At 31.4% G+C, this 26,357-nt stretch carries 28 protein-coding genes and 1 tRNA gene; 9 read left to right on the top strand and 20 right to left on the bottom strand.

Annotation, left to right across the window (positions count from 1 at the left end):
• Nucleotides 1-131: 131 nt before the first annotated feature.
• Genes NE054_RS01775 through NE054_RS01740 form a run of 8 tightly spaced genes read left to right on the top strand, consistent with a single transcriptional unit; the run spans nucleotide 132 to nucleotide 8,030 of the window.
• Nucleotides 132-1,493: a hypothetical protein gene (locus NE054_RS01775; protein ID WP_297887668.1), complete on the top strand. Its 1,362-nt coding sequence runs from the start codon at nucleotides 132-134 to the stop codon at nucleotides 1,491-1,493.
• On the top strand, nucleotides 1,494-2,135 hold the full coding sequence (locus NE054_RS01770) for a sulfite exporter TauE/SafE family protein (RefSeq protein WP_297887665.1): 642 nt from the start codon (nucleotides 1,494-1,496) through the stop codon (nucleotides 2,133-2,135).
• 10 nt (nucleotides 2,136-2,145) lie between these two features.
• The gene (locus NE054_RS01765; protein WP_297887662.1) at nucleotides 2,146-3,540 is read left to right on the top strand and encodes an MBL fold metallo-hydrolase; all 1,395 of its coding nucleotides are present in this window, start codon (nucleotides 2,146-2,148) and stop codon (nucleotides 3,538-3,540) included.
• A 24-nt stretch (nucleotides 3,541-3,564) separates the two neighbouring features.
• Nucleotides 3,565-4,365, top strand: a complete 801-nt coding sequence (locus NE054_RS01760; RefSeq protein WP_297887660.1) for a thiazole synthase — start codon at nucleotides 3,565-3,567, stop codon at nucleotides 4,363-4,365.
• 1 nt (nucleotide 4,366) lies between these two features.
• The gene (gene galT, locus NE054_RS01755) at nucleotides 4,367-5,401 is read left to right on the top strand and encodes a galactose-1-phosphate uridylyltransferase (protein WP_297887657.1); all 1,035 of its coding nucleotides are present in this window, start codon (nucleotides 4,367-4,369) and stop codon (nucleotides 5,399-5,401) included.
• Nucleotide 5,402: 1 nt separating this feature from the next.
• Nucleotides 5,403-6,836 carry a glycogen/starch synthase gene (locus tag NE054_RS01750; RefSeq protein WP_297887655.1) on the top strand — a complete coding sequence of 478 codons (1,434 nt, stop codon included), beginning with the start codon at nucleotides 5,403-5,405 and terminating at the stop codon, nucleotides 6,834-6,836.
• Nucleotides 6,833-7,384, top strand: coding sequence for a DUF4912 domain-containing protein (locus NE054_RS01745; RefSeq protein WP_297887653.1), 552 nt, complete (start codon nucleotides 6,833-6,835; stop codon nucleotides 7,382-7,384). Before NE054_RS01750 ends, NE054_RS01745 begins: the two co-directional genes overlap by 4 nt.
• Nucleotides 7,385-7,394: 10 nt before the next feature.
• On the top strand, nucleotides 7,395-8,030 hold the full coding sequence (locus tag NE054_RS01740; RefSeq protein WP_297887651.1) for a uracil-DNA glycosylase: 636 nt from the start codon (nucleotides 7,395-7,397) through the stop codon (nucleotides 8,028-8,030).
• Here the strand turns inward: NE054_RS01740 and NE054_RS01735 are convergent.
• From NE054_RS01735 to rpsT, 5 genes are all read right to left on the bottom strand, one after another.
• Nucleotides 8,020-8,778: a TatD family hydrolase gene (locus NE054_RS01735; protein ID WP_297887649.1), complete on the bottom strand. Its 759-nt coding sequence runs from the start codon at nucleotides 8,776-8,778 to the stop codon at nucleotides 8,020-8,022. The genes NE054_RS01740 and NE054_RS01735 overlap by 11 nt on opposite strands.
• Before the next feature lie 12 nt (nucleotides 8,779-8,790).
• Nucleotides 8,791-10,689, bottom strand: a complete 1,899-nt coding sequence (ftsH, locus tag NE054_RS01730) for an ATP-dependent zinc metalloprotease FtsH (protein ID WP_297887647.1) — start codon at nucleotides 10,687-10,689, stop codon at nucleotides 8,791-8,793.
• Nucleotides 10,680-12,044, bottom strand: a complete 1,365-nt coding sequence (tilS, locus tag NE054_RS01725) for a tRNA lysidine(34) synthetase TilS (RefSeq protein ID WP_297887643.1) — start codon at nucleotides 12,042-12,044, stop codon at nucleotides 10,680-10,682. The genes ftsH and tilS overlap by 10 nt, the downstream gene beginning before the upstream one ends.
• A gap of 8 nt (nucleotides 12,045-12,052) precedes the next feature.
• Nucleotides 12,053-12,126 (bottom strand) — tRNA-Met (locus NE054_RS01720).
• A 34-nt stretch (nucleotides 12,127-12,160) separates the two neighbouring features.
• Nucleotides 12,161-12,454 (bottom strand): 30S ribosomal protein S20, encoded by a 294-nt coding sequence (gene rpsT, locus NE054_RS01715; RefSeq protein ID WP_297887640.1) that lies wholly within the window; start codon nucleotides 12,452-12,454, stop codon nucleotides 12,161-12,163.
• Nucleotides 12,455-12,576: 122 nt separating this feature from the next.
• On the opposite strand from rpsT, the gene NE054_RS01710 reads away from it, so the two are divergent.
• On the top strand, nucleotides 12,577-13,779 hold the full coding sequence (locus NE054_RS01710) for a methionine adenosyltransferase (protein WP_297887637.1): 1,203 nt from the start codon (nucleotides 12,577-12,579) through the stop codon (nucleotides 13,777-13,779).
• Nucleotides 13,780-14,154: 375 nt separating this feature from the next.
• Here NE054_RS01710 and NE054_RS01705 read toward each other — a convergent pair whose 3' ends face one another.
• Genes NE054_RS01705 through folP form a run of 15 tightly spaced genes read right to left on the bottom strand, consistent with a single transcriptional unit; the run spans nucleotide 14,155 to nucleotide 26,028 of the window.
• Complete coding sequence (locus tag NE054_RS01705) at nucleotides 14,155-14,682, bottom strand: YhjD/YihY/BrkB family envelope integrity protein (RefSeq protein ID WP_297887634.1); 528 nt, start codon at nucleotides 14,680-14,682, stop codon at nucleotides 14,155-14,157.
• On the bottom strand, nucleotides 14,679-14,972 hold the full coding sequence (locus tag NE054_RS01700) for a YtxH domain-containing protein (RefSeq protein ID WP_297887631.1): 294 nt from the start codon (nucleotides 14,970-14,972) through the stop codon (nucleotides 14,679-14,681). The genes NE054_RS01705 and NE054_RS01700 overlap by 4 nt, the downstream gene beginning before the upstream one ends.
• Nucleotides 14,969-15,265, bottom strand: coding sequence for a hypothetical protein (locus tag NE054_RS01695; protein ID WP_297887628.1), 297 nt, complete (start codon nucleotides 15,263-15,265; stop codon nucleotides 14,969-14,971). Before NE054_RS01695 ends, NE054_RS01700 begins: the two co-directional genes overlap by 4 nt.
• Nucleotides 15,262-15,501, bottom strand: a complete 240-nt coding sequence (locus NE054_RS01690) for a hypothetical protein (RefSeq protein ID WP_297887625.1) — start codon at nucleotides 15,499-15,501, stop codon at nucleotides 15,262-15,264. Before NE054_RS01690 ends, NE054_RS01695 begins: the two co-directional genes overlap by 4 nt.
• A gap of 10 nt (nucleotides 15,502-15,511) precedes the next feature.
• Nucleotides 15,512-15,895: an OsmC family protein gene (locus tag NE054_RS01685; protein WP_297887622.1), complete on the bottom strand. Its 384-nt coding sequence runs from the start codon at nucleotides 15,893-15,895 to the stop codon at nucleotides 15,512-15,514.
• Nucleotides 15,888-16,568, bottom strand: a complete 681-nt coding sequence (locus NE054_RS01680) for an endonuclease V (protein ID WP_297887620.1) — start codon at nucleotides 16,566-16,568, stop codon at nucleotides 15,888-15,890. The genes NE054_RS01685 and NE054_RS01680 overlap by 8 nt, the downstream gene beginning before the upstream one ends.
• A complete protein-coding gene (rodA, locus tag NE054_RS01675; protein ID WP_297887618.1) occupies nucleotides 16,568-17,695 on the bottom strand; it encodes a rod shape-determining protein RodA in 1,128 nt (375 codons plus the stop codon). The genes NE054_RS01680 and rodA overlap by 1 nt, the downstream gene beginning before the upstream one ends.
• The gene (gene mrdA / locus NE054_RS01670; protein WP_297887615.1) at nucleotides 17,692-19,488 is read right to left on the bottom strand and encodes a penicillin-binding protein 2; all 1,797 of its coding nucleotides are present in this window, start codon (nucleotides 19,486-19,488) and stop codon (nucleotides 17,692-17,694) included. Before mrdA ends, rodA begins: the two co-directional genes overlap by 4 nt.
• Nucleotides 19,478-19,963: a hypothetical protein gene (locus tag NE054_RS01665; RefSeq protein ID WP_297887612.1), complete on the bottom strand. Its 486-nt coding sequence runs from the start codon at nucleotides 19,961-19,963 to the stop codon at nucleotides 19,478-19,480. The genes mrdA and NE054_RS01665 overlap by 11 nt, the downstream gene beginning before the upstream one ends.
• Nucleotides 19,960-20,754: a rod shape-determining protein MreC gene (mreC, locus tag NE054_RS01660; protein ID WP_297887609.1), complete on the bottom strand. Its 795-nt coding sequence runs from the start codon at nucleotides 20,752-20,754 to the stop codon at nucleotides 19,960-19,962. Before mreC ends, NE054_RS01665 begins: the two co-directional genes overlap by 4 nt.
• Nucleotides 20,755-20,766: 12 nt before the next feature.
• Nucleotides 20,767-21,804 (bottom strand): rod shape-determining protein, encoded by a 1,038-nt coding sequence (locus NE054_RS01655; protein ID WP_297887606.1) that lies wholly within the window; start codon nucleotides 21,802-21,804, stop codon nucleotides 20,767-20,769.
• Entirely contained in the window at nucleotides 21,804-23,738 is a 1,935-nt protein-coding gene (gene thrS, locus NE054_RS01650; RefSeq protein ID WP_297887603.1) for a threonine--tRNA ligase, read from the bottom strand. Before thrS ends, NE054_RS01655 begins: the two co-directional genes overlap by 1 nt.
• Entirely contained in the window at nucleotides 23,735-24,130 is a 396-nt protein-coding gene (locus tag NE054_RS01645) for a hypothetical protein (RefSeq protein WP_297887600.1), read from the bottom strand. The genes thrS and NE054_RS01645 overlap by 4 nt, the downstream gene beginning before the upstream one ends.
• Before the next feature lies 1 nt (nucleotide 24,131).
• Nucleotides 24,132-24,965 carry a diadenylate cyclase CdaA gene (cdaA, locus tag NE054_RS01640; RefSeq protein ID WP_297887597.1) on the bottom strand — a complete coding sequence of 278 codons (834 nt, stop codon included), beginning with the start codon at nucleotides 24,963-24,965 and terminating at the stop codon, nucleotides 24,132-24,134.
• On the bottom strand, nucleotides 24,958-26,028 hold the full coding sequence (folP, locus tag NE054_RS01635) for a dihydropteroate synthase (protein ID WP_297887595.1): 1,071 nt from the start codon (nucleotides 26,026-26,028) through the stop codon (nucleotides 24,958-24,960). The genes cdaA and folP overlap by 8 nt, the downstream gene beginning before the upstream one ends.
• Nucleotides 26,029-26,357: the final 329 nt, after the last annotated feature.

Here is a 26,357-nt window from a genome sequence, read left to right as displayed (position 1 = left end):
ACTTCTTCATTTTAGCTTTAAGTTTTGCTACTTGTCTTGGTTTGTTTTAAAATTATTTAAAGTGGAAATTAGAGTTAAGGTTATAATATTATTATATTAAACTCTTTTAACTTTATAGGGAGAAATAAATAATGGTCAAGAAATTTAAGTTATTATTAACTTTAATACTATTAGTATTAATATCAAAATCTTTTGCTCAAATTCAAGTAGAAGCCGGTGATTTAGCTTACTTTTATGTCAACTACAATCAAATAATAAAAGCCGGGGATAGTCAAACGATAAAAATTGTTGCAAAAGATGCTTTTGATAACGATATAAGTAATTTTAATTCTACAGTCGAAATAAAATACAATGACAAAACAGAAAAAGTACCTTTGACAAATGGAGTAGGAACGTTTAAGTTTTCTACAACAAAAATAGGTGATTATGTTTTTCAAATATCTTATAATGGTAAAAATTACCTTATAAAAGATGCTTATACAAATGGTCTTTTGAAAAGTTTTAAAATTTCCGTAAAGAACGGTAAAGCAGAAATAGTTGATATAATAACTTCTCCGGAGTTTATCCCCGGCTACACTAAAAGGATAAAAATATTAGCAAAGGACAGATATTCTAATTTAGTTTTGGATACATCAGGTTTAGAACAGGTACTAGAAATAGAAACTAATGGAACTTTTAAAACAACTATTGATATAAAAGATTTTAAAAATGCATCAAAGGAAATAGAGTTTACACCTCTTGAACTTCACGACATAATAGTAAAAGTAAAAAGCGAAGGTAAAGTTTTAGGTGAAACTAAATTAAAATACAAAAAACAAGAAATAGGAGAGGTGAAAATATCCTATCCAGAAAAGATAAAAGCTGGACAAGAGTTTGAAATAAACTTAGCAGTCTACGATACAGACGGTCTTCTTATAAAAGTTTATGATAAAATAGGTAAACCTATTAAATTGACCCATAACGGAAAGGGTATCTTGTATCCGGATACAATTCAACCTTCCGACTTTGTAAATGGAGAAGCAAAAGTAAAACTAGTTTATACTAAAACTGAAGAGATAAAAATAATACCTATGATAGAAGAAAAAGTTTTATCATCTAAAACAACTCAGGAAAAGAAAACAGAAAAATTAGAAAAAGATATAAACAAAGCTTTAGAAGAAAATACTCAAAAATCTCAAAAGATTCAAAATGAAAGCAAAGAACCTATAAAAATTTTAAATCTAATAGTTCCATCCTCATTTGGTAAGGTTTCAGAAGTTATCCAAAAGTCTAAAAACCAATATCTTATAATGTTAGAAAATCCTAATAAAGACTTAGAGTTTCTTCCAGTAAATAGAGATATATCTGTGAAGAATAAAATTATAGGAAATTTAAAATTAGTCCAGGAAAAAGAAGGAACATTGAGCTTATATCTATCCTTAGAGGGAGGCTATTATACACATACAAAAATAGATAAAGAAAATAATTTAATTAAAGTAGAAATTTACCAATAAATGAGTTTATTACTTGAATACTTTATGATTTTTTTAGGCGGTTTTTTAGGTTCTTATCACTGTATAGGGATGTGTGGTGCTATCCCTTCTTTGATAATTTATAAAAATTTTTGGATAGGGAATATTCTTTACAACCTTGGAAGGGTTTTTACTTATATCTTTTTAGGATTTTTAGCCGGATTACTAGGAATGTACTTTCATAAGCTTGAGTTTCAAACATTTCAAAAAATTTTATCTATCTTTCTTGGAATTGGTATGATTTTATTGGGATTTCAGGTGTTGGGTAGTATAAAAGAAAAAGGTGTTCCTTTTTTGGATGTAATATTTTTTACCATATCAGACATGCTAAACGCATTTAGAAAATCTCCATTTTTTTTAGGTATGTTCAATGGATTTTTACCTTGCCCGTTAGTTTATGCATTTTTAATGAAAGCAGTTTTAGACAAAGACCCATTAAAAGGTATGTTAACAATGTTTTTTTTCGGACTTGGAACAATTCCAGCTATGCTTTTTTCTTCAAAACTTTTAACTTTAATATCTCCTCTTACAAGAAAAAATTTATCAAAACTTTCCGGAATTATTGTTATACTATTTGGCATATGGACAATTTTAAGAGCCTTTGGAATAGGTCATCATCATTAAGGAGTTTGCTATGGTAATTCAATCTTTTGGTGGTATTGAAGGAGTAACAGGTTCTTGTCATTTGGTAAAAGTTGACCATATGAACATACTAATAGATTGTGGAATGTTTCAAGGACTAGATGAAGATAAAAATTACGAACCTTTCGGTTTTAATCCAAAGGACATTGATTATGTGATACTCACTCACGCTCATATAGACCACTGTGGAAGAATACCATTGCTAGTAAAACAAGGTTTTAAAGGAAAGATAGTATCGACTAGAGCAACTTATGCGGTAGCGAGAATAATGCTCTTAGATGCTGCAAAAGTTATGTTAGAAGAGTATAAAGTTAACTACAAGAAGGCATTAAGAAAAGGAAAACCAGAGGAAGCAAAACCTCCTCTTTACGATGAAGATGACGTATTTTACGCAATGGAATTTTTCAAAATATTTTTAGAATACGATGAAAATTACAAATTATCTAAAAATGTTGAAATTAAATTTAAAAATGCAGGTCATATACTTGGAAGTGCATATGTTGAGTTAACAGCAAAAGAGAATGGAGTTAGAAAAAAGGTAATTTTTTCTGGAGATTTAGGAACAGATGATAAACTTGTAATAAAACCTATAGAGTACCCTAAAACAGCAGAGGTTCTTTTTATAGAATCCACCTACGGCAATAGAAATCATAGACCACTTAAAGACACAATTTTAGAATTTAAAAATGCCATAAAAGAAAGTTTTAAAGATGGTGGTAATATAGTTATTCCAACTTTTGCATTAGAAAGAGCCCAGGAAATACTATTTATCCTAAGAAAAATGTATGACAACGGAGAACTTCCTCCTTGTAAAATATTTTTAGATAGTCCTTTAGCTATATCTGCAACGAAACTGTTTTTACAGTTTCCAAATCAGTTAAATGGCGAGGTTTTAGACTATATCAAAAAAGGTAAAAATCCTTTTGTCTTTCCTTGGGTTTACTTTACGGAGTCTGTAGAAGCTTCTAAGAAAATAAACGATATTGAATCCGGAGCAATTATATTAGCCGGAAGTGGTATGTGTAACGGAGGAAGGATAAAACATCATCTAAAACATAACCTATGGAGAGAAAATTCATCAATAATATTTGTTGGATATCAAGCAAAGGGAACCTTAGGAAGACAGATAATAGATGGTGCAAAAGTTGTAAAAATATATGGAGAAGAGATAGCTGTAAAAGCAAGAATTTATACTATAAATGGCTTTTCAGCCCATGCAGACCAAAGTATACTGCTGAAATTTATAAAGTCGGTAAAAAATCTACAGTCTGTTTTTTTGATACATGGGGAACCGGAAGTTATGAAAGTTTTTAAAGAAAAAGTAGAAGAAGAAACTAACTTAAAACCTCATGTTGTAAAATTTAAGGAATACATCTATATTAATTAATCAAAATTGGTTAGGAGGTATTTAATGTTTGATTTAGAAAAATTTTTAGAAGAAGACAAACTTGTGATAGGTGGAAAGGAATTCAAATCAAGACTTATAGTAGGTTCTGGAAAGTACAAAGATTTCAAAGAAACAAAAGAAGCTACGGAAGCATCCGGTGCTGAAATGATAACCGTAGCTGTCAGAAGAGTAAACATAACAGACCCTACAAAAGAAAATCTCTTGGATTACATAGACACAAAAAAGATAATGATACTTCCAAATACAGCCGGATGTTATACAGCCGAGGAAGCTGTTTTAACAGCAAGACTTGCAAGAGAAGCCTTAGGACATGGATTTGTAAAACTTGAAGTTATAGGAGACCAAAAAACTTTATATCCGGATATGATAGAAACACTAAAAGCAGCAGAAATACTTGTTAAAGAAGGATTCACTGTTTTACCTTACATTACAGATGACCCTATAATGGCAAAAAGATTTGAAGATATAGGCTGTGCTGCGGTTATGCCTTTGGCAGCTCCTATTGGCTCAGGTCTTGGACTTCAAAACCCTTACAACATTCTCTTTATAAAAGAAGCTGTTAAAATACCTGTTATAGTCGATGCAGGAATAGGAACAGCTTCCGATGCTGCCATAGTTATGGAACTTGGAGTAGATGGAGTACTCATGAACACAGCCATAGCAGGAGCAAAAGACCCAATAAAAATGGCTGTTGCAATGAAACACGCTGTAATAGCTGGAAGACTTGCATACTTGGCTGGAAGAATACCTAAAAAGATGTATGCATCTGCATCTTCACCTATAGAAGGGATAATAGGAAGATAATATGGCTGAATTTAGATACAACTTCCTAAAAAATACTTGGTCAATCATTGCAACAGAAAGGTCAAAAAGACCAAACGATTTTACTCTGTCCATATACGAAGAAGAAAAAGCCGATTTATCAAAATGTCCATTTGAATACGGAAATGAAGATAAAACACCACCAGAAATTTTCGCTATAAGACCAGATAACTCTCCTCCTAACACTCAAGGTTGGCTTGTTAGAGTCATACCAAACAAATATCCAGCTTTAAGAATAGAAAATCAACCGATAAACGAAGGATATTACATATTTGATAAAATAGGTGGTTTTGGAGCCCATGAAGTAATTATAGAAACACCTGACCACTTTAAACATATTCAAGATTTTGACGAACATGAAATTGTAAATATTTTTATAGCATTTAGAGAAAGAATAAAATCGTTATATAAAGATTTAAGAATAAAGTACGTTCACATTTTTAAAAATCATGGAAGAGAAGCAGGTAAAAGCTTGGTTCACTCTCACAGTCAACTGATTGCACTACCAATGATACCAAAACAACAACTAACGATGATAAAACAGTCCAAAAAATACTTTCAAGAAAAAGGAAGATGCTACCTGTGTGATGAGATAAAAACGGAAATCAAATTAGCAGAAAGAGTTATTTATGAAAACGAAAGTTTTGTATCTTACTGTCCTTACGCAAGCTTATACCCTTTTGAAGTTAAAATAACTCCTAAATACCACTCTTCCGATTTTTCTTCAACCTCCGATGAAAAATTAAAAAGTTTAGCGGATGTTTTAAAGTTTACAGTTAGGAAACTACATAAAACATTAATTAATCCACCTTTTAACCTCGTAATTCATACATCACCTCCTTACAGAGAAGATGCAATAGATAAAAGTATCTACGAAAATATAGAAAAACACTTTCACTGGCATATAGAGATTCTTCCAAGAATAACAACACTTGCCGGATTTGAATTAGGAACTGATTATTATATAAACCCAACACTTCCGGAGGAAGCAGCAAGGTTTTTAAGAGAGGTGGTATGAAATGAAAGTCGTTTTTGTAGCCAGTGAGATGTACCCATTTGCAAAAACTGGAGGACTTGCAGATATAGCAGGAGCACTACCTGTCAAACTGTCAAAATTTGGTATAAGAACATTCGCTTTTATGCCTTTATATAAAACTGTTGATACAGAAAAATTTGATATTAAACCAATAAATATAAATGTAGACATTTACTTAAACGGTAAAAATTACACTTTCGAAGTGTACAAAAAAATAGATGGAGCTACATTCTTCTTTCTAAAAAATGATGAACTTTTCGGTAGAGACTACCTTTATGGACCTCCGGAAGGAGATTATCCGGATAACGATATCAGATTTGGAGCTTTTTCTTACGCTGTTATGGAATTTGTAAAAAAAGAGAATCTAAATCCGGATATAATACATGTAAACGATTGGCAAGCATCGTTAATTCCTGTTTTAACTTACTATAAATACGGTTGGCACGATGTAAAAACTGTTTTAACAATTCACAATTTGGCATACCAGGGAATTTTTGATAAATTTGCTATTGAAAGATTAAACTTAGGATGGGACATATTCCATATGGAAGCTATTGAATACTACGATAAAGTAAACTTCTTAAAAGGAGGAATAGTATTCAGCACAGCTGTTACAACTGTTAGCCCAACATACGCTAAAGAAATACTAACACCTGAGTATGGTTATGGATTAGATGGAATACTAATGAAGTATGAAGATAAGTTGTACGGAATCATAAATGGAATAGATTATGACGTTTGGAATCCGGAAACAGACAAAAATATTTACAAAAATTACTGTAGCTATACAATAGAAAATAAAGTTATCAACAAAGAACTTTTTTTAAAAGAAATTGGATTAGAAAATCCAGAAAAACCTCTTTTCATATTCATAGGAAGACTTGCATACCAAAAAGGAATAGACTTAATAAAAGATTCAATAGAAGAAATTTCTAAATTACCGGTAAATTTTGCTTTACTTGGAAGTGGTGATAAACATTACAACGACTTTTTTGAAAGTATAAAAGACCGATACGAGAATATATTTATAAAAGTCGGCTATGATGAACCACTTAGTAGAAAAATGTACGCAGCTTCAGACTTTCTCCTTATGCCATCTTTGTTTGAACCATGTGGACTAAATCAGATGATAGCCATGAGATACGGCAGTTTAGTTGTGGCAAGAAAGACCGGTGGACTAAATGATACGGTGAAAGATATTTCAGAAAGTGACGGATACGGTGTGTTGTTTGAAAAAGCTGAAAAGTATGAATTTTTAAATGCAATAAACAGAGCCATAAACCTTTACAACAACAAAACTAAGTTTTTAGAACTTCAAAAAAAAGTGATGAATATAGATTTTTCAATAGAAAACACAACAGCTAAGTATATAAAACTTTATGAAAACATAAAGTACAGTAGAGAGGTTAAGTTATGAGTGAACTGATAAAACTAAGTCTTCAGGAAGATAACTTTTCAAGTCATATCATTCACACCAAAGATGAAATATTAAAAGAAGACAAAAGAGATGAGTACACAATTCCAGATAGATTTGATGTTAACAAAATTGTACTACTTGCTGTAAATCCATCAAAATTTTATATCTATTGGTTTTTAAAAGAGGAACTAAAAACACAACTAAAAGATAAAAATTTAAAAATTAAATTGTTTGTGGAAAAAAAAGAAGTTATGGAAGTTTCTGTATCAAATTGTGATGGTGAAATTTACCTTTACTATCATGCACCTTTTAAAGAAGTGTTTTGTGTTTTAGGTTATATGGAAAATAATCAGTTTATAGAAATACTAAAGTCAAATAAGTTTATTGCCCCATCTGATATAATACACTATGAACCGGAAGAAAAGTGGTACAACAAAAAAGAAAATTCTTCTTTAATAAAAGAAAGTCCATTAAAAGAAGATTCTTTACTTCAATTACACAAAGCTGAAGAGGTAAAAGAACTGATTAACTTACCAACATCGTACTAAGGAGAAATTTTTGAATTTAAAAGATTTTCTCACAGTTATGAAAGAGTTAGGTTTTGATGAAATAATCATTGATAACAACACCTTAAATCAAAAAGTAAAACTTTTGGAAGAAATAAACAAAGAAATTCAAGTTTGTACTAAATGTGATTTACATAAAAACAGAACTCAGGCAGTCTTAGGTGAAGGTAATCCTAACTCTCCTATAATGTTTATTGGAGAAGCACCAGGAGAAGAAGAAGATAAACAAGGAAGACCTTTTGTTGGTAGAGCTGGACAACTACTAACAAAAGCTATAGAATCTGCCGGATACAAAAGGAACGATGTTTACATTGCAAACATAAATAAATGTAGACCACCAAACAACAGAACACCAACCATAGAAGAACAGGAAGCATGTTTTCCGTATTTAAAAAGGCAGATAGAAATAATAAATCCATCTGTTTTATGTCTTTTAGGTGCAACTGCTTACAGAGGAATATTCAAAAAAGAGACAAAAATAACAAAAGAAAGAGGTAATGTATTAGAGTATGATGGAAAGAAGGTTTATGTAACCTATCATCCGGCTTACGTTTTAAGAAACCTAAAAGAAGAGCCTACTTTTTTTGAAGATATTAAAAAAGCCTTAGAACTTGCCTTTAAGAAATAAGTTGATTTCCTATCAATCTTTTGAAATTCTCATCTGTTATCTTTTCTAACTTGTTTTTATCAATACCTAAAAAATCTGCTACAAATTCTAAAGTGTAATAAATGTTTGTTGGTTTATTTTGAGTTCCTCTTACCTTTTGAGGAGATAAAAATGGACTGTCTGTTTCTAAAAGAAGTCTATCAAGAGGAACTTTTTTTAGGATTTCTCTTAAATTATCCGCTTTAGGATAGGTTATATTACCTGCAAAGGATATATAAAATCCGGATTCTAATGAAAATCTCATAAGTCTTTCATCACCACCGAAACAGTGCATTATTCCACCATTTTCAAAAGGTGCATATTCAGAAAGGATTCTTTCTGTTTCTCTGTCTGCACTTCTTGAATGAACTATTAGAGGTTTTTTTAACTTTTTTGCAAGTTCTATCTGTTTTCTAAAAAAATGTTCCTGTTTATCCTTTGGCGTTTTATCTCTATAAAAATCTAAACCACACTCTCCTACAGCAACTATTTTAGGATTTGATGTTATTAAATTTTCTAAATCTTCTATATCATTATCCGTAATATCTCCTACATCGTAAGGATGATATCCTACAGCAACAAGTACATTTTCGTACTTGCTGCCAATTTCTACAGCTTTTTTTATCTCTTCCTTATCACAACCTATCGTAAGTAGTAAATCTAAAGTGCTTACACTTTCCTTTAAATCAGATTCAGAAAGCATATCAAGATGACAGTGAGTATCTACCATTATCTTCCTTTCTTACGCTGGTAACGGTAATTCAGCAGGTGGCACATCAGGAGAAGCTGAATCTGTAATGGTTACCACATTTTCAAATTTTCTGCATCTGTTTAACACTGGCACTCCATACTCTTTTAATATTGCAAACATCTCTTCACAAGTAATTGTTTCTTTGTCAAGAAGTAACTCTACAACGGCAATCACAGCATCTTTATAAGATTCTATTATATTTTTTGCTTTTTGGTAGGACTCTCTCAATATTTTATTGACTTCTTCATCTATTTTTCTTGCGGTTTCTTCACTTATCTCTATTCCTTGATTACCCATAAATATGCTACCACTTCTGTTTGTAGGAACATGGATTGGTCCTATTTCATCACTCATTCCCCACGCAGCTACAATTCTGTAGGCTAACTCTGTTGCTCTCATAAGGTCGTTCTCTGCTCCGGTTGTTATACCGTCTTTTCCATAAAACACTTCTTCTGCCGCTCTTCCACCAAACAACTGTAAAATTCTTGCCATCAAATCTCTCTTAGAATAAAGATGTCTATCTTCTTCCGGAAGATTAACCGTTACACCTAAAGCCATACCTCTTGGTATGATAGATACTTTATGAAGTGGGTCTGCTTCTTCAAGCATTACACCAACCAACGCGTGTCCTACTTCGTGGTATGCTATTTTTTCTTTCTCTTTTGGTGTTATTGCCATTCCTTTTCTTTCCAATCCCATCATTATTCTATCTAACGCATCTTCAAGCTCTTGCATTCCAACTTTATCTTTCTTTCTTCTTGCTGCTAAAAGTGCAGCTTCATTAACAAGGTTTGCAAGGTCAGCTCCTGAAAATCCAGGCGTTCCTCTGGCTATAGCCATCAAATCTACATCACTATCCAGTGGTATGTTCTTTTTATTTATGTGAACTTTAAGTATTTCGTACCTTCCTTTAACATCAGGTTTTGGAACAGATATCTGTCTGTCAAACCTTCCTGGTCTAAGTAATGCTGGGTCCAATATATCGGGTCTGTTTGTTGCAGCAATAACTATTATTCCTTCATTTGTATCAAAACCATCAAGTTCAACAAGTAGCTGGTTAAGAGTTTGCTCCCTTTCGTCATGACCACCACCAAAACCTACTCCTGTTCTTGCTCTACCTACAGCATCAATTTCATCTATGAATATAAGACATGGTGCGTGTTTTTTAGCAGTTTCAAAAAGGTCTCTTACCCTTGCAGCTCCAACTCCAACAAACATCTCAACAAAGTCTGAACCGGATATGGATATAAATGGAACGTTTGCTTCTCCGGCTATCGCTTTTGCCAGTAATGTTTTACCTACTCCAGGGTCCCCGTATAACAATATACCTTTTGGTGCTCTTCCTCCAAGCTTTTGATACCTTGAAGGGTCCTTTAAGTACTCTATCAGCTCTTTTACTTCTTCTTTAACCTCATCCATACCTGCCACATCGTCTAACTTAACGTTTGGCTTTTCTTCCAAATAAAGTTTACCTTTACTTTTAGCAAAGGAAAATGCTCTGTTAGGACCACCGGACATCTGCCTCATCATAAAAATCCACAAACCTATAAAAAGTAATATTGGTAACCAAGATACAAGAAGAGTCATCAACCAGCTATTACTTTCGGTAGATACAACTTTTACCTGAACTCCATTTTCAGATAGTATATCGTAAAGTTTAGAATATCCCGGCGGAATTACCGTTTCAACTTTTTTCCCATCGTGGGTGATCGCTGTAAGCTCTTCCCCCCTTACTGTAGCTTCTACTATTTTGTTTTCATTTACCATAGCCATAAAATCTGTAAAAGAAACCTTAGAGTCAGCCAGTTGTTTAGTTCCAAACATATTAAATGCAAGTATCATCATTGCACCAATTAAAAACCATATAAAAAGACTTCTTGTCAACTGCAACTTTGCTCCTCCTTAACTTTAAAACATACAATGTTTTTAGAATCTTCTTCAACGGGATAGTAAGCTGACCTTTTATAGCCTACTATCCATAATATTTTATCATTAAAAACTAAAAGTGGTATAGATTTTCTCATGTTTTTGGGTATCTTTAAATCAATAAAAACATCTTTCAATTTTTTTTCGTTTTTTCTTCCAAAAGGTACAAACCTGTCTCCTTCTTTCCTAAATCTAACGGTAAACTCATCTGAATCTACATTAAAACACTCAATACAACTACTTTTTTTTACTCTTTCCAAATCCAGTTCTTCCGGTTTAAAGGCTGTCAAGGTTATTCCTGCTTCATCAATAAAAATTGATTGACCTATTTTTAATTTATACTCTTTAGAGAATTTTTCTACCTCTTTTATCCGGCTTACAGTAAGTTTGTTATACTCTTTTATCAGTTTAATATCTTTTTCTAAAAACATCGTTTTTGTTCCACCGGATTTCAACATTTTAAGCAATTTTAACAAATTTTCATACGAAAGATGTACTTCATAATTTTCATAAAGCCATTTTTTTATTACTCTGTATTTCACAGCATCCGGATAGCTGTTTAAATCTTCTAAGTCAAGGTGCTCCTTTTTTCTTATCTTAGAAAAAACTTCCTCAGAGTACAAATCTAAAAATTCATCATCAATAGTTTGAAAATAAGATAACCTTAAAAGAGAGTCTTCAAGACTATGGTTAATAGATTTTGCAATGGGTATTAAATCAAGTCTTACTTTGTTTCTTAGATAACGCTTGTCAAAATTAGACTTATCTACTACATATTCTAAACTGTTTGCTTTACAGTAATCTAACAGTTCCTCCTTTTTTATAAAATACAAAGGTCTAATTAAATTTCCTTCTTTAGGTTTAAATCCTTTCAACCCATTTTTATTTCCTTGAATAAACCATAAAACCATTGTTTCTATTAAATCCGATAGATGATGGGCTGTAGCCAACTTATTAAAGTTTTCCTTTTCCATAACTTCATTAAAGAACTTGTATCTTTCCTGTCTTCCGGCTTCTTCTACAGATATTTTATTTTCTTTTGCAATTTTTTTAACGTCTGTTTTTTTTGTGAAAATTTCAACATTTAACTTCTTGGCAAAATTTACACAAAACTCTTCATCTTTGTCAGATTCTTCTCTGAGAGAATGATTTAAATGAGCTAAAGCAATTTTATTTATTTTTAAAGATTTTTTGAATTTAAGGAGTAAAGAAGTCAAAACTACAGAGTCTGGGCCTCCAGAAAACGCGACTAAAATATTATCATTTGGTTGAATTAAAGAGTACTCTTTGACTGCTTTAAGGAAAAGTTTTTCTACCATTTTTTAAATGGCGGTACAGGGATTCGAACCCCGGACCCCGCGGATATGAGCCGCGTGCTCTAACCAACTGAGCTATACCGCCAAATTTTGATATATATTTTACTAAAAAATTTTATTTATGCAACTTGTTTTAATCTTTTTGCAGCTCTTGAAACCCTTCTAGCCGCTTCGTTTTTATGTATTGCACCTTTTGCAGCTGCCCTGTATGCTAACTTTTGACAAAGAGGTAAAAGCTTTTCAGCTGCTTCTTTTCCTTCTTTCTTTAATGTTTCATAGAACTTTTTGAAAGCTGTTTTCATTCTCGATATGTGGTATCTGTTTTCAAGTCTTCTTCTTTCAGCAACTCTAACGTTCTTTTGTACTCTTCTTTTATGTTTTAACTTTTTTGGTGATAACGTAGCTTTTGCCATCTATTCCTCCGTTTTACTATCAAATTTAAGAGAATATATTTTACACCTTTTAAAAAAAATTTGCAACCTTTAGTGATTTATGTTAATCTAATTTACTCAAAATTTTCCTTAGGAGGTTAAAATTGGCAAACATCAATGTAGGTACTTTAGATTTTGAAAGAGTATCCTCTCAACCTGTAGAAATTGTTGAAAGAAAAGGTACAGGTCATCCAGATACAATCTGTGATGCATTGGCAGAAGAACTTTCTATTGCATTATCTAACCTTTATAGAGAAGAATTTGGTGCAATAATGCACCATAACGTTGATAAAGCACTTCTTATAGGTGGTGTTGCAGACCCAAAATTCAAAGGTGGAAAAATAATAGAGCCTATAGAAATATACTTAACTGGAAGAGCTATAGATGAAAGAAATGGGAAAAAATTACCGGTGAAAGAGTTGGCAGTAGAAACAGCACATAAATGGCTTAAAGAAAATATACCTAATCTGGATATAGTAAATCATATAATAGTTCATCCAAAATTAAAACCAGGAAGTAAAGACCTTGTTGAACTCTTTGAAAGATTCCAATTAAAAGGTGAAATACCTTTAGCTAACGACACTTCATTTGGTGTAGGATTTGCACCATTTTCTGATGTTGAAACGATAGTTTATGAACTTGAAAGAGCTTTAAACAATAAAGATTTTAAAAAAGAACATCCTTACGTTGGAGAAGATATAAAGATAATGGGTGTTAGAAATAAAGATAACATAAGAATCACAATAGCTATGGCTTTTGTTGATAAATACATCAACGACATAAAAGATTACGTTGAGAAAAAGGATATTGTTACAAATTACGCCTACTCAATAGCTCAAAGGTTAACAACAAAACATGTAGATATCTTTGTAAACACAGCTGATGATATAGAGAATGAATCCGTTTATATAACTGTCACAGGAACATCAGCTGAAGCCGGGGATGATGGTCAAGTAGGAAGAGGAAACAGAGTTAACGGACTTATAACTCCATACAGACCTATGAGCTTAGAAGCAGCAGCCGGTAAAAATCCTGTAAGTCATATTGGGAAAATATACAACACCGCTGCTATGGATATGGCAGAAAGAATAGTGTCAGAAATAGAGGAAGTGGAAGAAGCATACTGCTACCTTGTAAGTCAAATAGGAAAACCTATTACAGAACCACAAGTTTGTGATGTGAAACTAAGAGCTACCTGTGATATAAGTAAAATAAAAGATAAAGTATTAAAAATAGCTCAAGAAGAGATAGACAAACTACCTACAACATGGCAAAAATTCTTAAAAAGACACTTTAGACTTTATTAATATTTTTATCCGGGAGGTTTTTACCTTCCGGATATTTAGTATAATAGTAAAGAAACCTTTGACCTATTAAAATCACATCAAAAGACATTTTAACCCATATTAAAAATACAAAAACAGAACCAAGTGTCAAAAATAAAGGACTCTTTGATAAAAACTTAATTAAAATCGTTTCAAACACAACCTTTATAAAAACTAAAAAAATAGTAAAAATGATTGAACTAACAAATACTCTTTTAAAATCTACACTTACAGGTGTAAAAAACTTGTACAGAAGAAAAACAAAAAACCAAAATATTAAAATTTCAGACAAATTCAATAAATGAAAGAATATATGGATATTCTCCGCAATAAAGTCCACAACATACAAAATCCATTTTATAAAAAACAAATCAAGTTTTTCCAAAAAACCTTAATTTCTTGTATATACTTAAATACAAAAGTTACCATGTATAAGATTAAAAAAAGTAAAGATAAGAAAGGTAAAGCAACAACGGCAACAATCAAATTTTTCTTTTTCCCATGATATTCCATTTCCCATACGTAAGAAAAAGACATTTGTATAGCTATAAACAAATCTTTTGCAAAGTACAGGGAAACTAACACACTCAAAAAAGAGACGTTGATGGAAGTTTCCTTACTGTAGAATTTTAATACAACATTTAAAAACTGTTCTGCAACGGAAGGAAAAAGATTGTAAAACACATAGTAAACGTAAGATATGTTAAAGAAAGCTATCAAGCTAAACACAGAAAAGATAAATATTATCAAAGGGAATATAGATAAGAGTAAATAATAAGTTAAAGCAGAGCTATGATAACTGTAATTTTTTAAGAAATAGTCTTTTACCGAGAAAAATAGAGAAATAGAAATGGGGATAAAAATCCCCTTTAACCTTTTTATCAACCTTCTGTTTTAACAGCTTCTTCTAACTTCTTAACCTTTTCTTCTAACTCTGCTATCTCTTTTGCCTTTTCTTCTTCCGATAGGTTTTCACTTCTTTTAACCAGAGAGTTTAACTTTTCGACTACATCATCAAAAGCAGATTTTACTTTTTCTGTCAATTCTGCTTGTTTTAAGTTTTCTTGAATTTCAGAAAGTTTTTCCAAAATTTCATCTTTTCTCTTGTAAGCAAAGTAAGCACCTACAGCCGCCAATGCAGAACCAAGAGCCACTACTACAGCTTTTTTGTTCATCTTCTTTCCTCCTGTTTTATTAATTCTTCAAGCTTTCTGATTTTTTCTTCTACTATATTAAGTATATCGTCATCTAAATTTTTGTCAATAGCGTTGTTTTTATCAATTAATTTCTTAATAGAGTTTATAGTATCCTCAATTCTCATCTTTACATCTTTTGTAAAATTAGATTGTTTGACTTTTTCCTCTATAAATCTTACTCTCTCTTTTAACTGCTTTCTTCTTGAATAAAGTAAATATCCAAAACTAAGAACTGTAATTCCAAATACAAACCATTTAATTAGTTTTTTCACTTTTTCCCTCTTATAAACTTAAATATTCTAAAAAATCCTAAAAATCCAGATATTCCACTTAAGTTATCAATAAATTTAGACACTTTTGGATAAATCTGTTTATAATCCGACTGAATTTGAACTATTAAATCTCTGATTTTTAAAAAAAGTAGTATCCAAAAGATTGTTCTTACTAATGCCATTATTGCTATAAAAAACATAGAAAATGCAATCACACCTAAAAAAAATGTTTCCATTTTTATCCTCTTAAATAAGAATTACATTTATATCCGGAGTTTTTAACATAGAATTACTTACAGTGCAACCTCTTTTTCCTATTACGATAACCCTTTCTCTTTGTTCAGGTGTTAAATCTCCATCGAAAGATACTTCGATATCTATTTTTTCATATCTGTTTTCTGATTCATGTTTTTTACCTTTAACGTTAATTTTTAAATTCGATATGTTTAGTCCTTTGTGTTTTGCGTAAGCGTCCACCGTAATTCCAAAACAATAGCCAATGGATATAAGCATTAAATCTGTTGCATTAAATGTTGTATTAGATAGATTTAGTATAAAATCTTTATTCTCCATCTGACCTGTAAATCCTTCTTCTGTCAGTTTGATTATAGCTGTTTTTTCTTCAGCCATCATTTACCTCCTTTAAGAGTTTTTTACGGTAATTACTCAAAAAGTTATGAGCTAACCTAACAGGTTCAGGCAGTTTATAACCTTTTAATGTTTTTATTATAACATATAAAGAACTCTCTATACTGATGTTGTTTCCAGGAGAGATAAAAATGGGATTTGTGTTTTTTTTAACTCTTAATGCATAACCTCTTACTTCTCCGTCTGCAAAAACAGGGCTAAATGTCATGGGTTTGTTTTCTGGAGGATTGTATTTACCGTACAGTGGACTTTTTCCACATCCTATACTTATAGTATCTGTAATAACTCCAAAATGGGAAGCTATTCCCATTTTTCTTGGATGAAGTATTCCTTGTCCATCTAATATAAAAACATCTGGATTGATTTTTAGTTTTTCGTATGCATCCATTATCGAAGGGATTTCTCGAAATGCCAAGAAAGTAGGAATGTAGGGAAAATCAACCTCTTTTTGACCGTACACCACTTCTTTAACGGAAAAATCTATTATATCCATAACAACTATACAGCTTATGGCTGTTGTTGGCTCTTTGTAAGGGTTTAGAAAAGTCGTATCTATTCCGGCAACAGTTTTTATGTTTTCTACATTTATTTTGTCTTTTAAATTAAGTTTTTTAGATAAATGTATCTGATAATCTATTAACTTTTCTAAATCCATCAGTACTCTCCCGTTTCTTCTGAGTAAAGTTGAAATAGTTGACTTTTATTAATATAAACTATATTCAGAACTAAACCTATTAAAAAACTGAATGTTAAAAGTGCTGTTCCACCATAACTTAAAAATGGAAGAGGAACACCAACAACTGGAGCGATAGCTAAGTTCATAGCGATGTTTATAAACGATTGAAAAGCAAGTAAGGAAGCTACTGCATAACATATAAATTTACCAAAGTTATCTTTTGTACCTTTTCCTATCAAAAATATTCTTAAAGATAGTACAAGATAAAGAGATACTAAAGTAAATGATACAACAAATCCCCATTCTTCTCCAATTGATGCGAATATAAAGTCTGTGTGTTGTTCCGGAAGAAAGAAATATTTAGATTGTGAACCTTGAAGATATCCTTTTCCTGTTAACATTCCTGAACCTATCGCTATTTTAGACTGAATAACATGGTAAGCTGTGCCTTTTGGGTCCGCTTCCGGATTTAGAACTGCCAAAATCCTATTTTTTTGATAGTCTTTAAGATGCATCCAAATAAAAGGTGAAGAAACCAATAAGATAAGTAAAAAGATAAAAATATACCTTAATTTAAATCCAGCTAAAAATACTATAACTAACACAGGTAAAACAATCATTATCCCACTTCCAAGATCCGGTTGAGAGTAAACCAGTAAAAAAGGAATGAAAGAAAAAATCATAAGTTTAAAAAAATCCTTTAATCCTATAGGAAGTTTTGAAGAAGAAATATAACTAGCTGAGAATATAATCATTATTCCTTTCATGAGTTCAGAAGGTTGAAGTTGGAAAAATCCTAAATTTATCCATCTTTTGGCACCGAGAATAGTAGTTCCTACAAATTTTACCAAGATAAGCAAGATTATCCCAATAATATATAAGTAAAATGATAAAGATAACAACCATCTATAATCAAACAAAAAAGTGGTAGTCAATATAATTAATAAAGAAAATGATACAAAAACTATCTGTTTTAAATACAAGTTAGAAAACTCATGGTAAGATGCGCTGTATATGTTTATTACACTAAAAATAAGTAAAATAAGTGTTATTCCAAACACTATAAAATCTAAATTTTTTAGTTTTTCCAAAACTATCATTTTCATTTTACTTCAAAAACTCCTTCCTTAAACGCTCTTTTTAAGATGTAAGCCATCAGTGGCGCAGCCGTTCCTCCACCACTTTCTCCATGCTCCACAAAGACTACTCCTGCAACTTGTGGATTTTCGTATGGAGCAAAGTCAATAAACCATGCATGGTCCCTTAACTCCCATTTACTGTGTTTCTTCTGTCTTGTTAGATACGTATACACTTGGGCTGTTCCTGTTTTACCTGCATTTTTAACTGGAACCGTTTTTAAAGCTTTAGCTGTTCCTTGTGGACCGTAAACTACCAAATACATACCGTATTTTACGGTATCAAGGTTCCATTTCTTTATCTTTATAGTTCTAACAACTTCCGGATTCAAATGAATAAACATCTGCTTTTTGTTATCATAGTATCCTTTTAAAATCTGTGGTTTTAAAACTTTTCCGCCGTTTGCAATTGGGACTACAATTTTTGTTGCATCAAAGGGCGGAATGGAAAGATAACCTTGTCCTATACTTAGATTTACAGTGTCTCCGTAAAACCATCCCTGTTTTAAAACTTTTTTCTTCCATTCTCTATTTGGTACGATAGCTGTTTTTTTCTCAATATCCGGATTTAACTTTTCACCAATTCCAAAAAGCTTGGTGTATTTGTATATATCATCTACACCAAGTTTTAAACCCACTTGGTAGTAAAAAGTATCACAAGACATCTCCAACGCTTGGGCTACATTTATGTATCCACATCCGGCTTTGTTCCAGTTTCTGTACTTGTAATCACCTATTCTAAATTCTGGTCCACTTAAAATTCTTGTTTCTGGAGTTATAACACCTTCTTCCAACGCTGCTATACTTACTAAAGGTTTGTATATGGAACCAGGTGGATATCTTCCATTAAACACTTTATCTAACAAAGGTGTGTATTTATCTTGAGTCAACGCTTTCCATTCTTCAGGTTTAAAACCTTCATAAAATTTTTGTAAATCGTAAGTTGGATAACTGAGGGCTGCCAAAATCTGATATGTATTTGGGTCAACTAAAACAACCGCTCCGGATTTATGCCCTGAAGATTTAAAAGCATCATAAACAATTTTTTGTAATCTAACATCAATGCTAAGATAAATATCGTTACCTTTTTCTGGGTCTTTTTCCCAAAGAACTTTTTTCTGTCTTCCAAAAGCATCAACCAATACTGCCTTTTGTCCGGCTTTTCCTCTTAAGAGATTATCGTATACTTTTTCAACACCAGCTTTTCCTACCAAAGTGTTTAGTGTTATATCCGGATTTTTTTCTACTTCTTCTTTTGCAGGAAAGCCAACGTATCCTATAATGTGTGGAAGATAGTTTGCTTCCGGTGTGTAAACTCTTTTTGGAACTACCTCCAGATAGAAACCTTTTAGTAAATAGCTGTAATTATAGAAATTTTCAACATCTTTCTGAGAGAGATTTTTCTTTAAAGTTATCTTAGGTAGTAGGTTTCTTTTTATTATCTCTTGATTTTTTTCGTCCAAATCCAAGTCAAACATCTGTTTTAAAACCGTTTTTAAATCTTCAATAGAGTAGTTTTCCCTTATTATATATGGAAATCCGATTAAATCAAAGGTAGGAACGTCATAAGCTAATAAAACCCCATTTCTGTCATATATCTTTCCACGAGGGGGATTTGAATAAAAAATCTTAATGTAATTTCTATCTGATATCTCTCTGTAATACTCTCCTTTTATTACCTGTAGATAAAACAGTCTTCCAACCAAAATTAGATAAACACTTAATAATAAAAGTAGTAAAAAATGAAAGCGACTAAACTTCATTTCTCTTTAAAACAAAAATATCAAAGTAATAAACAAAGTACATCATAACAGTGTTTGCTAAAACATAAAAACTTATCAGTTTAAAATCTTCATTTACTAAAAATCCGGTTGTAAAAAATAAATAAGTAGTCTTTGGAACGGAAACTATCAAACTAAGTAATATAACTGTAAGTAATTTTAAAATAAAGTTAAAATTTAAAAAATTATTTTTCAAATTAATGATGTAAAGAGTTGAAAAAAAGTAAGTAAAAGTATTTATAAAGGTTTTATCCGGATTAACCAAGTCTAAAAAAATTCCTACAAAAAGACCAACGTATTTGGCTATCGTTTGTTTATTTTCTATAGTTAACCAAAAAATGTATATTAATGCAAAATCTGGAATAACGAAGAAATTAAAAGTTTTTTTAAAAAAAATACTTGATTGTATTAAAATTAAGATATAAGCTACTAAAAAATACTTTCCATAATAAATCATCTTGGAATCACCAAAACATAATTTAAAGAGTATGGATAGTAAAAGGTTTCTATCTCTATTTCTCTAAAAAATTCACCTTCTTTTGTAGATATTTTTCTAACTATTCCAATGGGTATTCCTTCCGGATTTGAAGAGTTTATCACAGTAGTCTCTACCACATCAGAAAACCTTATATCCTGTTCCGGACGAACGTATTTTAATACTCCTTTTTTGTAATCTAAACCATTATAAAAACATATCTCTCCTGTTTTTCTTGTTCTAACTGTAATTTTGAAATTTTTGTCATTTACAGACATTACTTCAGAAAAGTTTTGACCTACGACTTTAACTATACCTATAAGGTACCCTCCAGCTACGACTAAATCTCCTTCTTTTATGTTCTCTTTCTTTCCAAGGTCTATAAAAAAACCGTCAACCCAGTTATCAGGAGAAAAACCTATAACTTTTCCTACCAACACATGGCTAAACCCATAGTAATTTTTAAAATCTAACATTTTTTTTAAAGCTTCGTTTTCTTTTTCTAAATAAAAATTTTTTTGATTTTCTAATTTTAAAATCTCTATCTGCTTTTTTAAACTTTTATTTTCTTCTAATAAAGACTTTTTATCTTGCAAATAAACAAAAAGATTATTAAAACTTTCAACAATTGAACTTATAGCCTTATTTGGAACACCTATAAAATCTACCGACAGACCTTTGAAGAAATTTGAAAATATAATAAAAAGTACAATCGATATTCCTATTAAAAAATAAGTAACTTTTAATAATTTTCTTTTTACATTAAATAACAAATCCTTTACCTATCATTTAATTGAAACTCTCTTTATAAGCTCTATACTGTTTAAAGCTTTACCTATTCCTATTGCTACAGCTGTTAGCGGGTCTTCACAGTAAACAACAGGTAAATTTGTTTCATTTCTTAATCTTTTATCTAATCCATAAATTAAAGAGCCACCACCTGCTAAAACTATTCCTCTTTCCACTATATCAGCTGCCAACTCTGGAGGTGTTCTTTCTAAGGTTGATTTAACAGCGTTAACAATCTGTAATATAACATCTTCCAACGCTTCTCTTATGTCTTTTCCGGTAATTGTTATACTTCTTGGCATTCCAGCCATATCTCTTCCGCGAATTTCCATCGTTTTGTTATCTCTATCTGAATCTATTGCTGAACCTAAATTTATTTTGATGTTTTCAGCTGTTTGTTCTCCAATAAGGATGTGATAGTTTCTTTTTAAATGGTTGATTATTGCTTCATTCATTTCATCTCCGGCAACTCTTATAGAATTGGATATAACCAGTCCGGATAGAGATATTACAGCTATTTCCGACGTACCACCACCTATGTCAACTATCATGTTTCCCCCTGGCTGTTCAATCGGAAGACCTGCTCCTATTGCAGCTGCCATTGGCTCAGCTATCAAATAAACTTCCCGTGCTCCAGCTTGCCTTGCTGCATCTATCACCGCCCTTTTTTCTACGGTGGTTATTCCTGAAGGAACACCTATTATAACTCTTGGACGAGGATTTATAAGTTTTACCAATGGAAAGTTGTTATGAACTTTTTGAATGAAGTATCTGAGCATCGCTTGCGTTGTGTCAAAATCTGCTATAACACCATCTTTCAATGGTCTTATAACTTGGATGTGTTCAGGAGTTTTTCCTATCATCTCTTTAGCTTCTTTTCCTATGGCAAGAACTTTCCTTTGTGTTTTATCTACCGCAACTATTGAAGGTTCTGTAAGTACAATTCCTTTTCCTTTGACAAAAATTAAAGTATTTGCTGTTCCTAAATCTATTCCTATATCGTTTGAGAACATACCTAATATTTGTCCTAACATTATATCTCCTTACTTTTTTCTTTAATTAAGGTTTTTATATTATTTACAAACTCTTCTACTTTCATAACTTGGGTTTGATTTGTTCCTTTTTTCCTTACAGAAACACAGTTACTTTCAACTTCCTTATCCCCTATTACAAGCATAAAAGGTACTTTTTGTAATTCTGCATCTCTTATTTTTTTGTTCATTCTTTCACTTCTATCATCTACTTCCACTCTTACCTGATTTTCTGATAAAACTTCTTTTACTTTGTTTGCAAATTCTAAATGTTTATCAGCAATAGGTATTATTTTGACTTGAACAGGAGATAACCAAACAGGTAAAAATCCGGCATAATGCTCTATTAAAACACCTATAAATCTCTCTATTGAACCAAATATAGCTCTATGAACCATGTAAGGTCTGTGCTTTTGGTTATCTTCTCCTATATAGTACATATCAAACCTTTCAGGAAGGTTAAAGTCAAACTGAATTGTGGAACACTGCCACATTCTACCTATCGCATCTTTTATTTTAACATCTATCTTAGGACCGTAGAATGCTCCACCACCTTCATCTATTTTATAATCTAAACCTGTTGATTCTATAGCTTTCCTTAAAGATTCTGTAGCAACTTCCCACATTCTGTCATCACCGACAGATTTTTCAGGTCTTGTTGATAAGTATATCTCGAATTCGTCAAAACCGTAGGATTTTAAAGTGTCCAAGGCTAAATTAAGCACTTTTTTTATCTCATCTTCAACTTGGTCTTCTCTACATATTATATGGGCATCATCCTGTGTAAAACCTCTTACTCTCATAAGACCGTGTAATGCTCCACTTCTTTCGTATCTGTAAACCGTTCCAAGTTCTGCAAGTCTTATAGGAAGTTCTTTATAACTTCTTTGCTTTGATTTGTATATCTCTACATGGAAAGGGCAGTTCATAGGTTTTACATAGTAACCTTCTTCTTCTATCTGCATTCTTGGGTACATGTTTTCTTGGTAAAAAGATAAATGTCCACTTGTTTGCCATAGATGTTCTTTACCTACATGTGGTGTGTAAACAAGTTGATAACCCCTTTTTAGATGTTCTTCTTTCCATGCATCTTCTATCTCTTTTCTTATTATCGCACCTTTAGGAAGCCATATTGCAAGTCCACCACCTACTTCTTCGTCTATCATAAATAGTTCTAACTCTTTTCCTATTTTTCTGTGGTCTCTTTTCTTTGCTTCTTCAAGCATGTTGAGATATTCTTTTAACTCTTTTTCCGTCCAAAATGCTACACCGTATATCCTTTGAAGCATAGGGTTTGTTTCTTTACCTCTCCAGTAAGCTCCCGATACAGATATTAATTTGAAAGCACCTGCTTTATCCGTTGAAGGAAGGTGTGGACCTCTACATAAATCTACAAAATCCCCTTGTTTATACACTGATATTGGTTCATTTTCCGGAATGTTGTGTTTTATTATGTCTATCTTGTATATTTCTCTTTTCTTTTCGAAAAATTCTATCGCTTGTTCTCTCGGAAGTTCTTCTCTTTCTATCTGATAGCCTTTTTTTATTATTTCTTTCATTTTATCTTCTATTTTTGGAAGGTCATCATCGGTGAGTCTAACTCCTTCTATCTCTACATCATAATAAAAACCATTTTCTGTTGTTGGTCCTATACCAAGATGAACGTTTTCATCTCCGTATATTTCTTTAAGTGCCTGAGCCATAATGTGAGCCAAGGAATGTCTTAAAATTTCAAGGCTTTCTATATTGTCTTTCTTTAAAAATTTTAATGTTCCGGATTTTTTTATAGGAGTATGAACATCAATGATTTCTCCTTCAAATTTTGCTCCTATTACATCTTTAAATTGACCGTTTAAGTTTTGAAGTATCTCTTTTAATGTAATTCCTTCTAGATAGCTAAACTTTTGATTTAAATCTTCTATATAAAGGTCTATCATTTACTCTCCTCGTTTTGAGATGAAATTTTATAAGCATATATTATAACATTTTCCGGCTCTACAGAGATTATCTTATATCGAGAAGAATCCAATATAACCTCTACAGGTAGCTGATTTTTTCCCTCTTTTAGTTTTTCTCCTCTTACAAAAGCTTTAACTTTAATAGTATCCGGTTTTTCCATAATTTTACCTTCTAAGGTTATCTTAACTTTTTCCGGTTTTATCTTTTTTATATCCAACTGTCCTGGAATATCAATTACATCAACATAACTGTAAATCTGAACCTTTGATTGAGTTTGGGCTGTAACGTTAAGCCAAAGTAAAAAAGCAACAATAAAAGATAGTATTTTTAAAGGCAGATTTTCTAAAATAAAGATTTTTAATTTTTTCAAACTATTTTTTTTCTTCATTTTTTCCTTTTCCTAACCTTTTTCTTAAAATTTCAAAAGTAGATGGTTTTTCTATCCCTAAAAGTTTGTATAATCTCTTTCTCAAACCAAGAGCATCAAGGTTTTTGTATATTTTACCATCTACACAAATGGATATCTCTCCTCTCTCTTCTGAAACAACTACAGCAACGGCATCTGTTTCTTCCGAAATTCCCAAAGCGGCTCTGTGTCTGGTCCCAATATTTTCCGGAATGTCTGTAGATATAGTTAAAGGTAAAAAACATCTTGCAAAAGCTATTTTCCCTTCTTTTATAACAACAGCTCCATCGTGAAGGGGCGTTTGAGGAGTAAAAATTGTAATAAGAAGTTCTGAAGAAACCTCACTATCTATTTTAACTTGACCTTCTATGTAATTTGTTAAATCAACGTTTCTTTCAAAAACTATCAAACTTCCAATTTTTCTTTCAGCCATGAATAAACAAGCTCTTATCACATCGTCTACTACCTTTTTATTTGTTGCAGTTAAAAATCTAAATATACCTTTTTCTCCTAGCTTTGCTAATCCTCTTCTAAGTTCTGGCTGAAATATGACAAACACTAAAAATATACCTAAACTCCAAAGATTTTCAAAAATCCATTCTAAAGTGTTTAAATGTAAAATTTTTGCAAAAAGCCATACAGACAGTAAAAAAAGTAAACCTATTAGGATTTGCCATCCTCTTGTCCCTGCTAAAAATTTCAGTAAATAGTATAAAATTACAGAAACAAGTATAATATCTATAACATCTTTAAACTCTATCCCCATAAGAGTGTTTATAAAATTTTGTAAATCATTCAACTTTATAGCCTCTTACAGTATCTAAAATAGTTAAAAACTGTGCTGTTTCTTTTACATCGTGTACTCTCACTATATGAGCTCCATTTAGAACAGCATAAGCTGTAGCTCCAAGAGATGCGTACAATCTATCTTTCGGCTCTACATCTTTTTTTGTTAACAGATTTTTTAAAATTATGTTTAAAAAAGATTTTCTTGATATTCCAATCAAAATAGGAAGTCCTAAAATTTTAAATTCATTTAGCCTTTTGATTATTTCTACATTATGTTCCACTCTCTTCCCAAAACCTATTCCTGGGTCTATTATAAATCTATCTGGTCTTATACCATTTTTTAATCCATAATTTATTTGATTTTTGAAAAATTTTATTATATCGTGTACCACATCATCATAATATATATCTCCTTGTTGCATATTTTTTGGAGTACCTTTTATATGATTTATAACAATAGGACAGTCGTACTTTGCAACAACTTTTACCATATCCGGGTCAAAACTCATTCCACTGATGTCATTAATAATATCTGCTCCTTCTTCTAACGATGCTCTTGCAACAACGGATTTATAAGTATCTACAGATATAAAAAATCTATCACCTAACTCTTTTCTTAAAGCTTTAATTACCGGAATAACTCTTTCTAACTCTTCATCTACACTTACCGGCTCTGCTCCTGGACGTGTAGATTCTCCACCGATATCAATTATATCTGCACCTTCTTCAAGCATTTTGGATACTTTATTCAAAATATAGTTAATATCTTTATAATTTTCACTACCATTGGAAAATGAATCCGGAGTAACGTTTACAACACCCATGATAACAGTTTTTGTTCCAAGGTTTATAAACTTTCCTTTGTAATTTATTTTAAAGTGTTTTTTTTGAAGATTAATCCACTGTTGAGAAAGTTCCAACGCTTCTTCTTTTTTATTCCCAACTAACATTCTATTTATAATTTCTTTAAATTGGTCCTCATTTTCTACTACAACCGGACTTAAAAAAGGGTCGTTAAAATAGATTTTAAAAATTTGCTTATCTATTGGTCTTATAATCGGAAAATCTCTCATTTTCGTCTCCCAAAAATTTTTTTAGAAATCTATTATATCTTATCAACGTATGTAACATGTTATGCAACATATATGCAACAATGCAACAGGTATGCAACATTACCTAATTTTAAATATTTACTATATATCAAATATTTAATTATTTGGCACATTTATTGCATTTTATAAAAATAGAATTCTTTTAGGAGGTAGTAAAATGGCAACAGTATCAAAGTTAAAAGAGCTTGTATAGGTTCATATAGACAATGAGCATGTATAGGTTCATATAGACAATGAGCATCTACCTTGATAAAATAATCAAACAAAATAGGAGGTAGATAAAATGAAAG

Source organism: Sulfurihydrogenibium sp., assembly GCF_027448985.1.
Lineage (GTDB): Bacteria > Aquificota > Aquificia > Aquificales > Hydrogenothermaceae > Sulfurihydrogenibium.
The sequence above is the reverse complement of the archived record's forward strand: the minus strand, read 5'-3'. Positions and strand labels throughout refer to the sequence as shown.

Coding starts and splice junctions, on each gene's coding strand:
- rodA (WP_297887618.1), bottom strand. CDS start 17,695: ATGAAAATGATAGTTTTGGAAAAACTAAAAAATTTAGATTTTATAGTG.
- NE054_RS01770 (WP_297887665.1), top strand. CDS start 1,494: ATGAGTTTATTACTTGAATACTTTATGATTTTTTTAGGCGGTTTTTTA.
- NE054_RS01745 (WP_297887653.1), top strand. CDS start 6,833: ATGAGTGAACTGATAAAACTAAGTCTTCAGGAAGATAACTTTTCAAGT.
- mrdA (WP_297887615.1), bottom strand. CDS start 19,488: ATGAAGTTTAGTCGCTTTCATTTTTTACTACTTTTATTATTAAGTGTT.
- NE054_RS01775 (WP_297887668.1), top strand. CDS start 132: ATGGTCAAGAAATTTAAGTTATTATTAACTTTAATACTATTAGTATTA.
- NE054_RS01735 (WP_297887649.1), bottom strand. CDS start 8,778: ATGGTAGATACTCACTGTCATCTTGATATGCTTTCTGAATCTGATTTA.
- folP (WP_297887595.1), bottom strand. CDS start 26,028: ATGAGAGATTTTCCGATTATAAGACCAATAGATAAGCAAATTTTTAAA.
- NE054_RS01700 (WP_297887631.1), bottom strand. CDS start 14,972: ATGAACAAAAAAGCTGTAGTAGTGGCTCTTGGTTCTGCATTGGCGGCT.
- NE054_RS01760 (WP_297887660.1), top strand. CDS start 3,565: ATGTTTGATTTAGAAAAATTTTTAGAAGAAGACAAACTTGTGATAGGT.
- NE054_RS01750 (WP_297887655.1), top strand. CDS start 5,403: ATGAAAGTCGTTTTTGTAGCCAGTGAGATGTACCCATTTGCAAAAACT.
- NE054_RS01680 (WP_297887620.1), bottom strand. CDS start 16,568: ATGGATTTAGAAAAGTTAATAGATTATCAGATACATTTATCTAAAAAA.
- NE054_RS01665 (WP_297887612.1), bottom strand. CDS start 19,963: ATGATTTATTATGGAAAGTATTTTTTAGTAGCTTATATCTTAATTTTA.
- NE054_RS01655 (WP_297887606.1), bottom strand. CDS start 21,804: ATGTTAGGACAAATATTAGGTATGTTCTCAAACGATATAGGAATAGAT.
- NE054_RS01765 (WP_297887662.1), top strand. CDS start 2,146: ATGGTAATTCAATCTTTTGGTGGTATTGAAGGAGTAACAGGTTCTTGT.
- NE054_RS01690 (WP_297887625.1), bottom strand. CDS start 15,501: ATGGAAACATTTTTTTTAGGTGTGATTGCATTTTCTATGTTTTTTATA.
- galT (WP_297887657.1), top strand. CDS start 4,367: ATGGCTGAATTTAGATACAACTTCCTAAAAAATACTTGGTCAATCATT.
- thrS (WP_297887603.1), bottom strand. CDS start 23,738: ATGATAGACCTTTATATAGAAGATTTAAATCAAAAGTTTAGCTATCTA.
- NE054_RS01685 (WP_297887622.1), bottom strand. CDS start 15,895: ATGGCTGAAGAAAAAACAGCTATAATCAAACTGACAGAAGAAGGATTT.
- rpsT (WP_297887640.1), bottom strand. CDS start 12,454: ATGGCAAAAGCTACGTTATCACCAAAAAAGTTAAAACATAAAAGAAGA.
- tilS (WP_297887643.1), bottom strand. CDS start 12,044: ATGGTAGAAAAACTTTTCCTTAAAGCAGTCAAAGAGTACTCTTTAATT.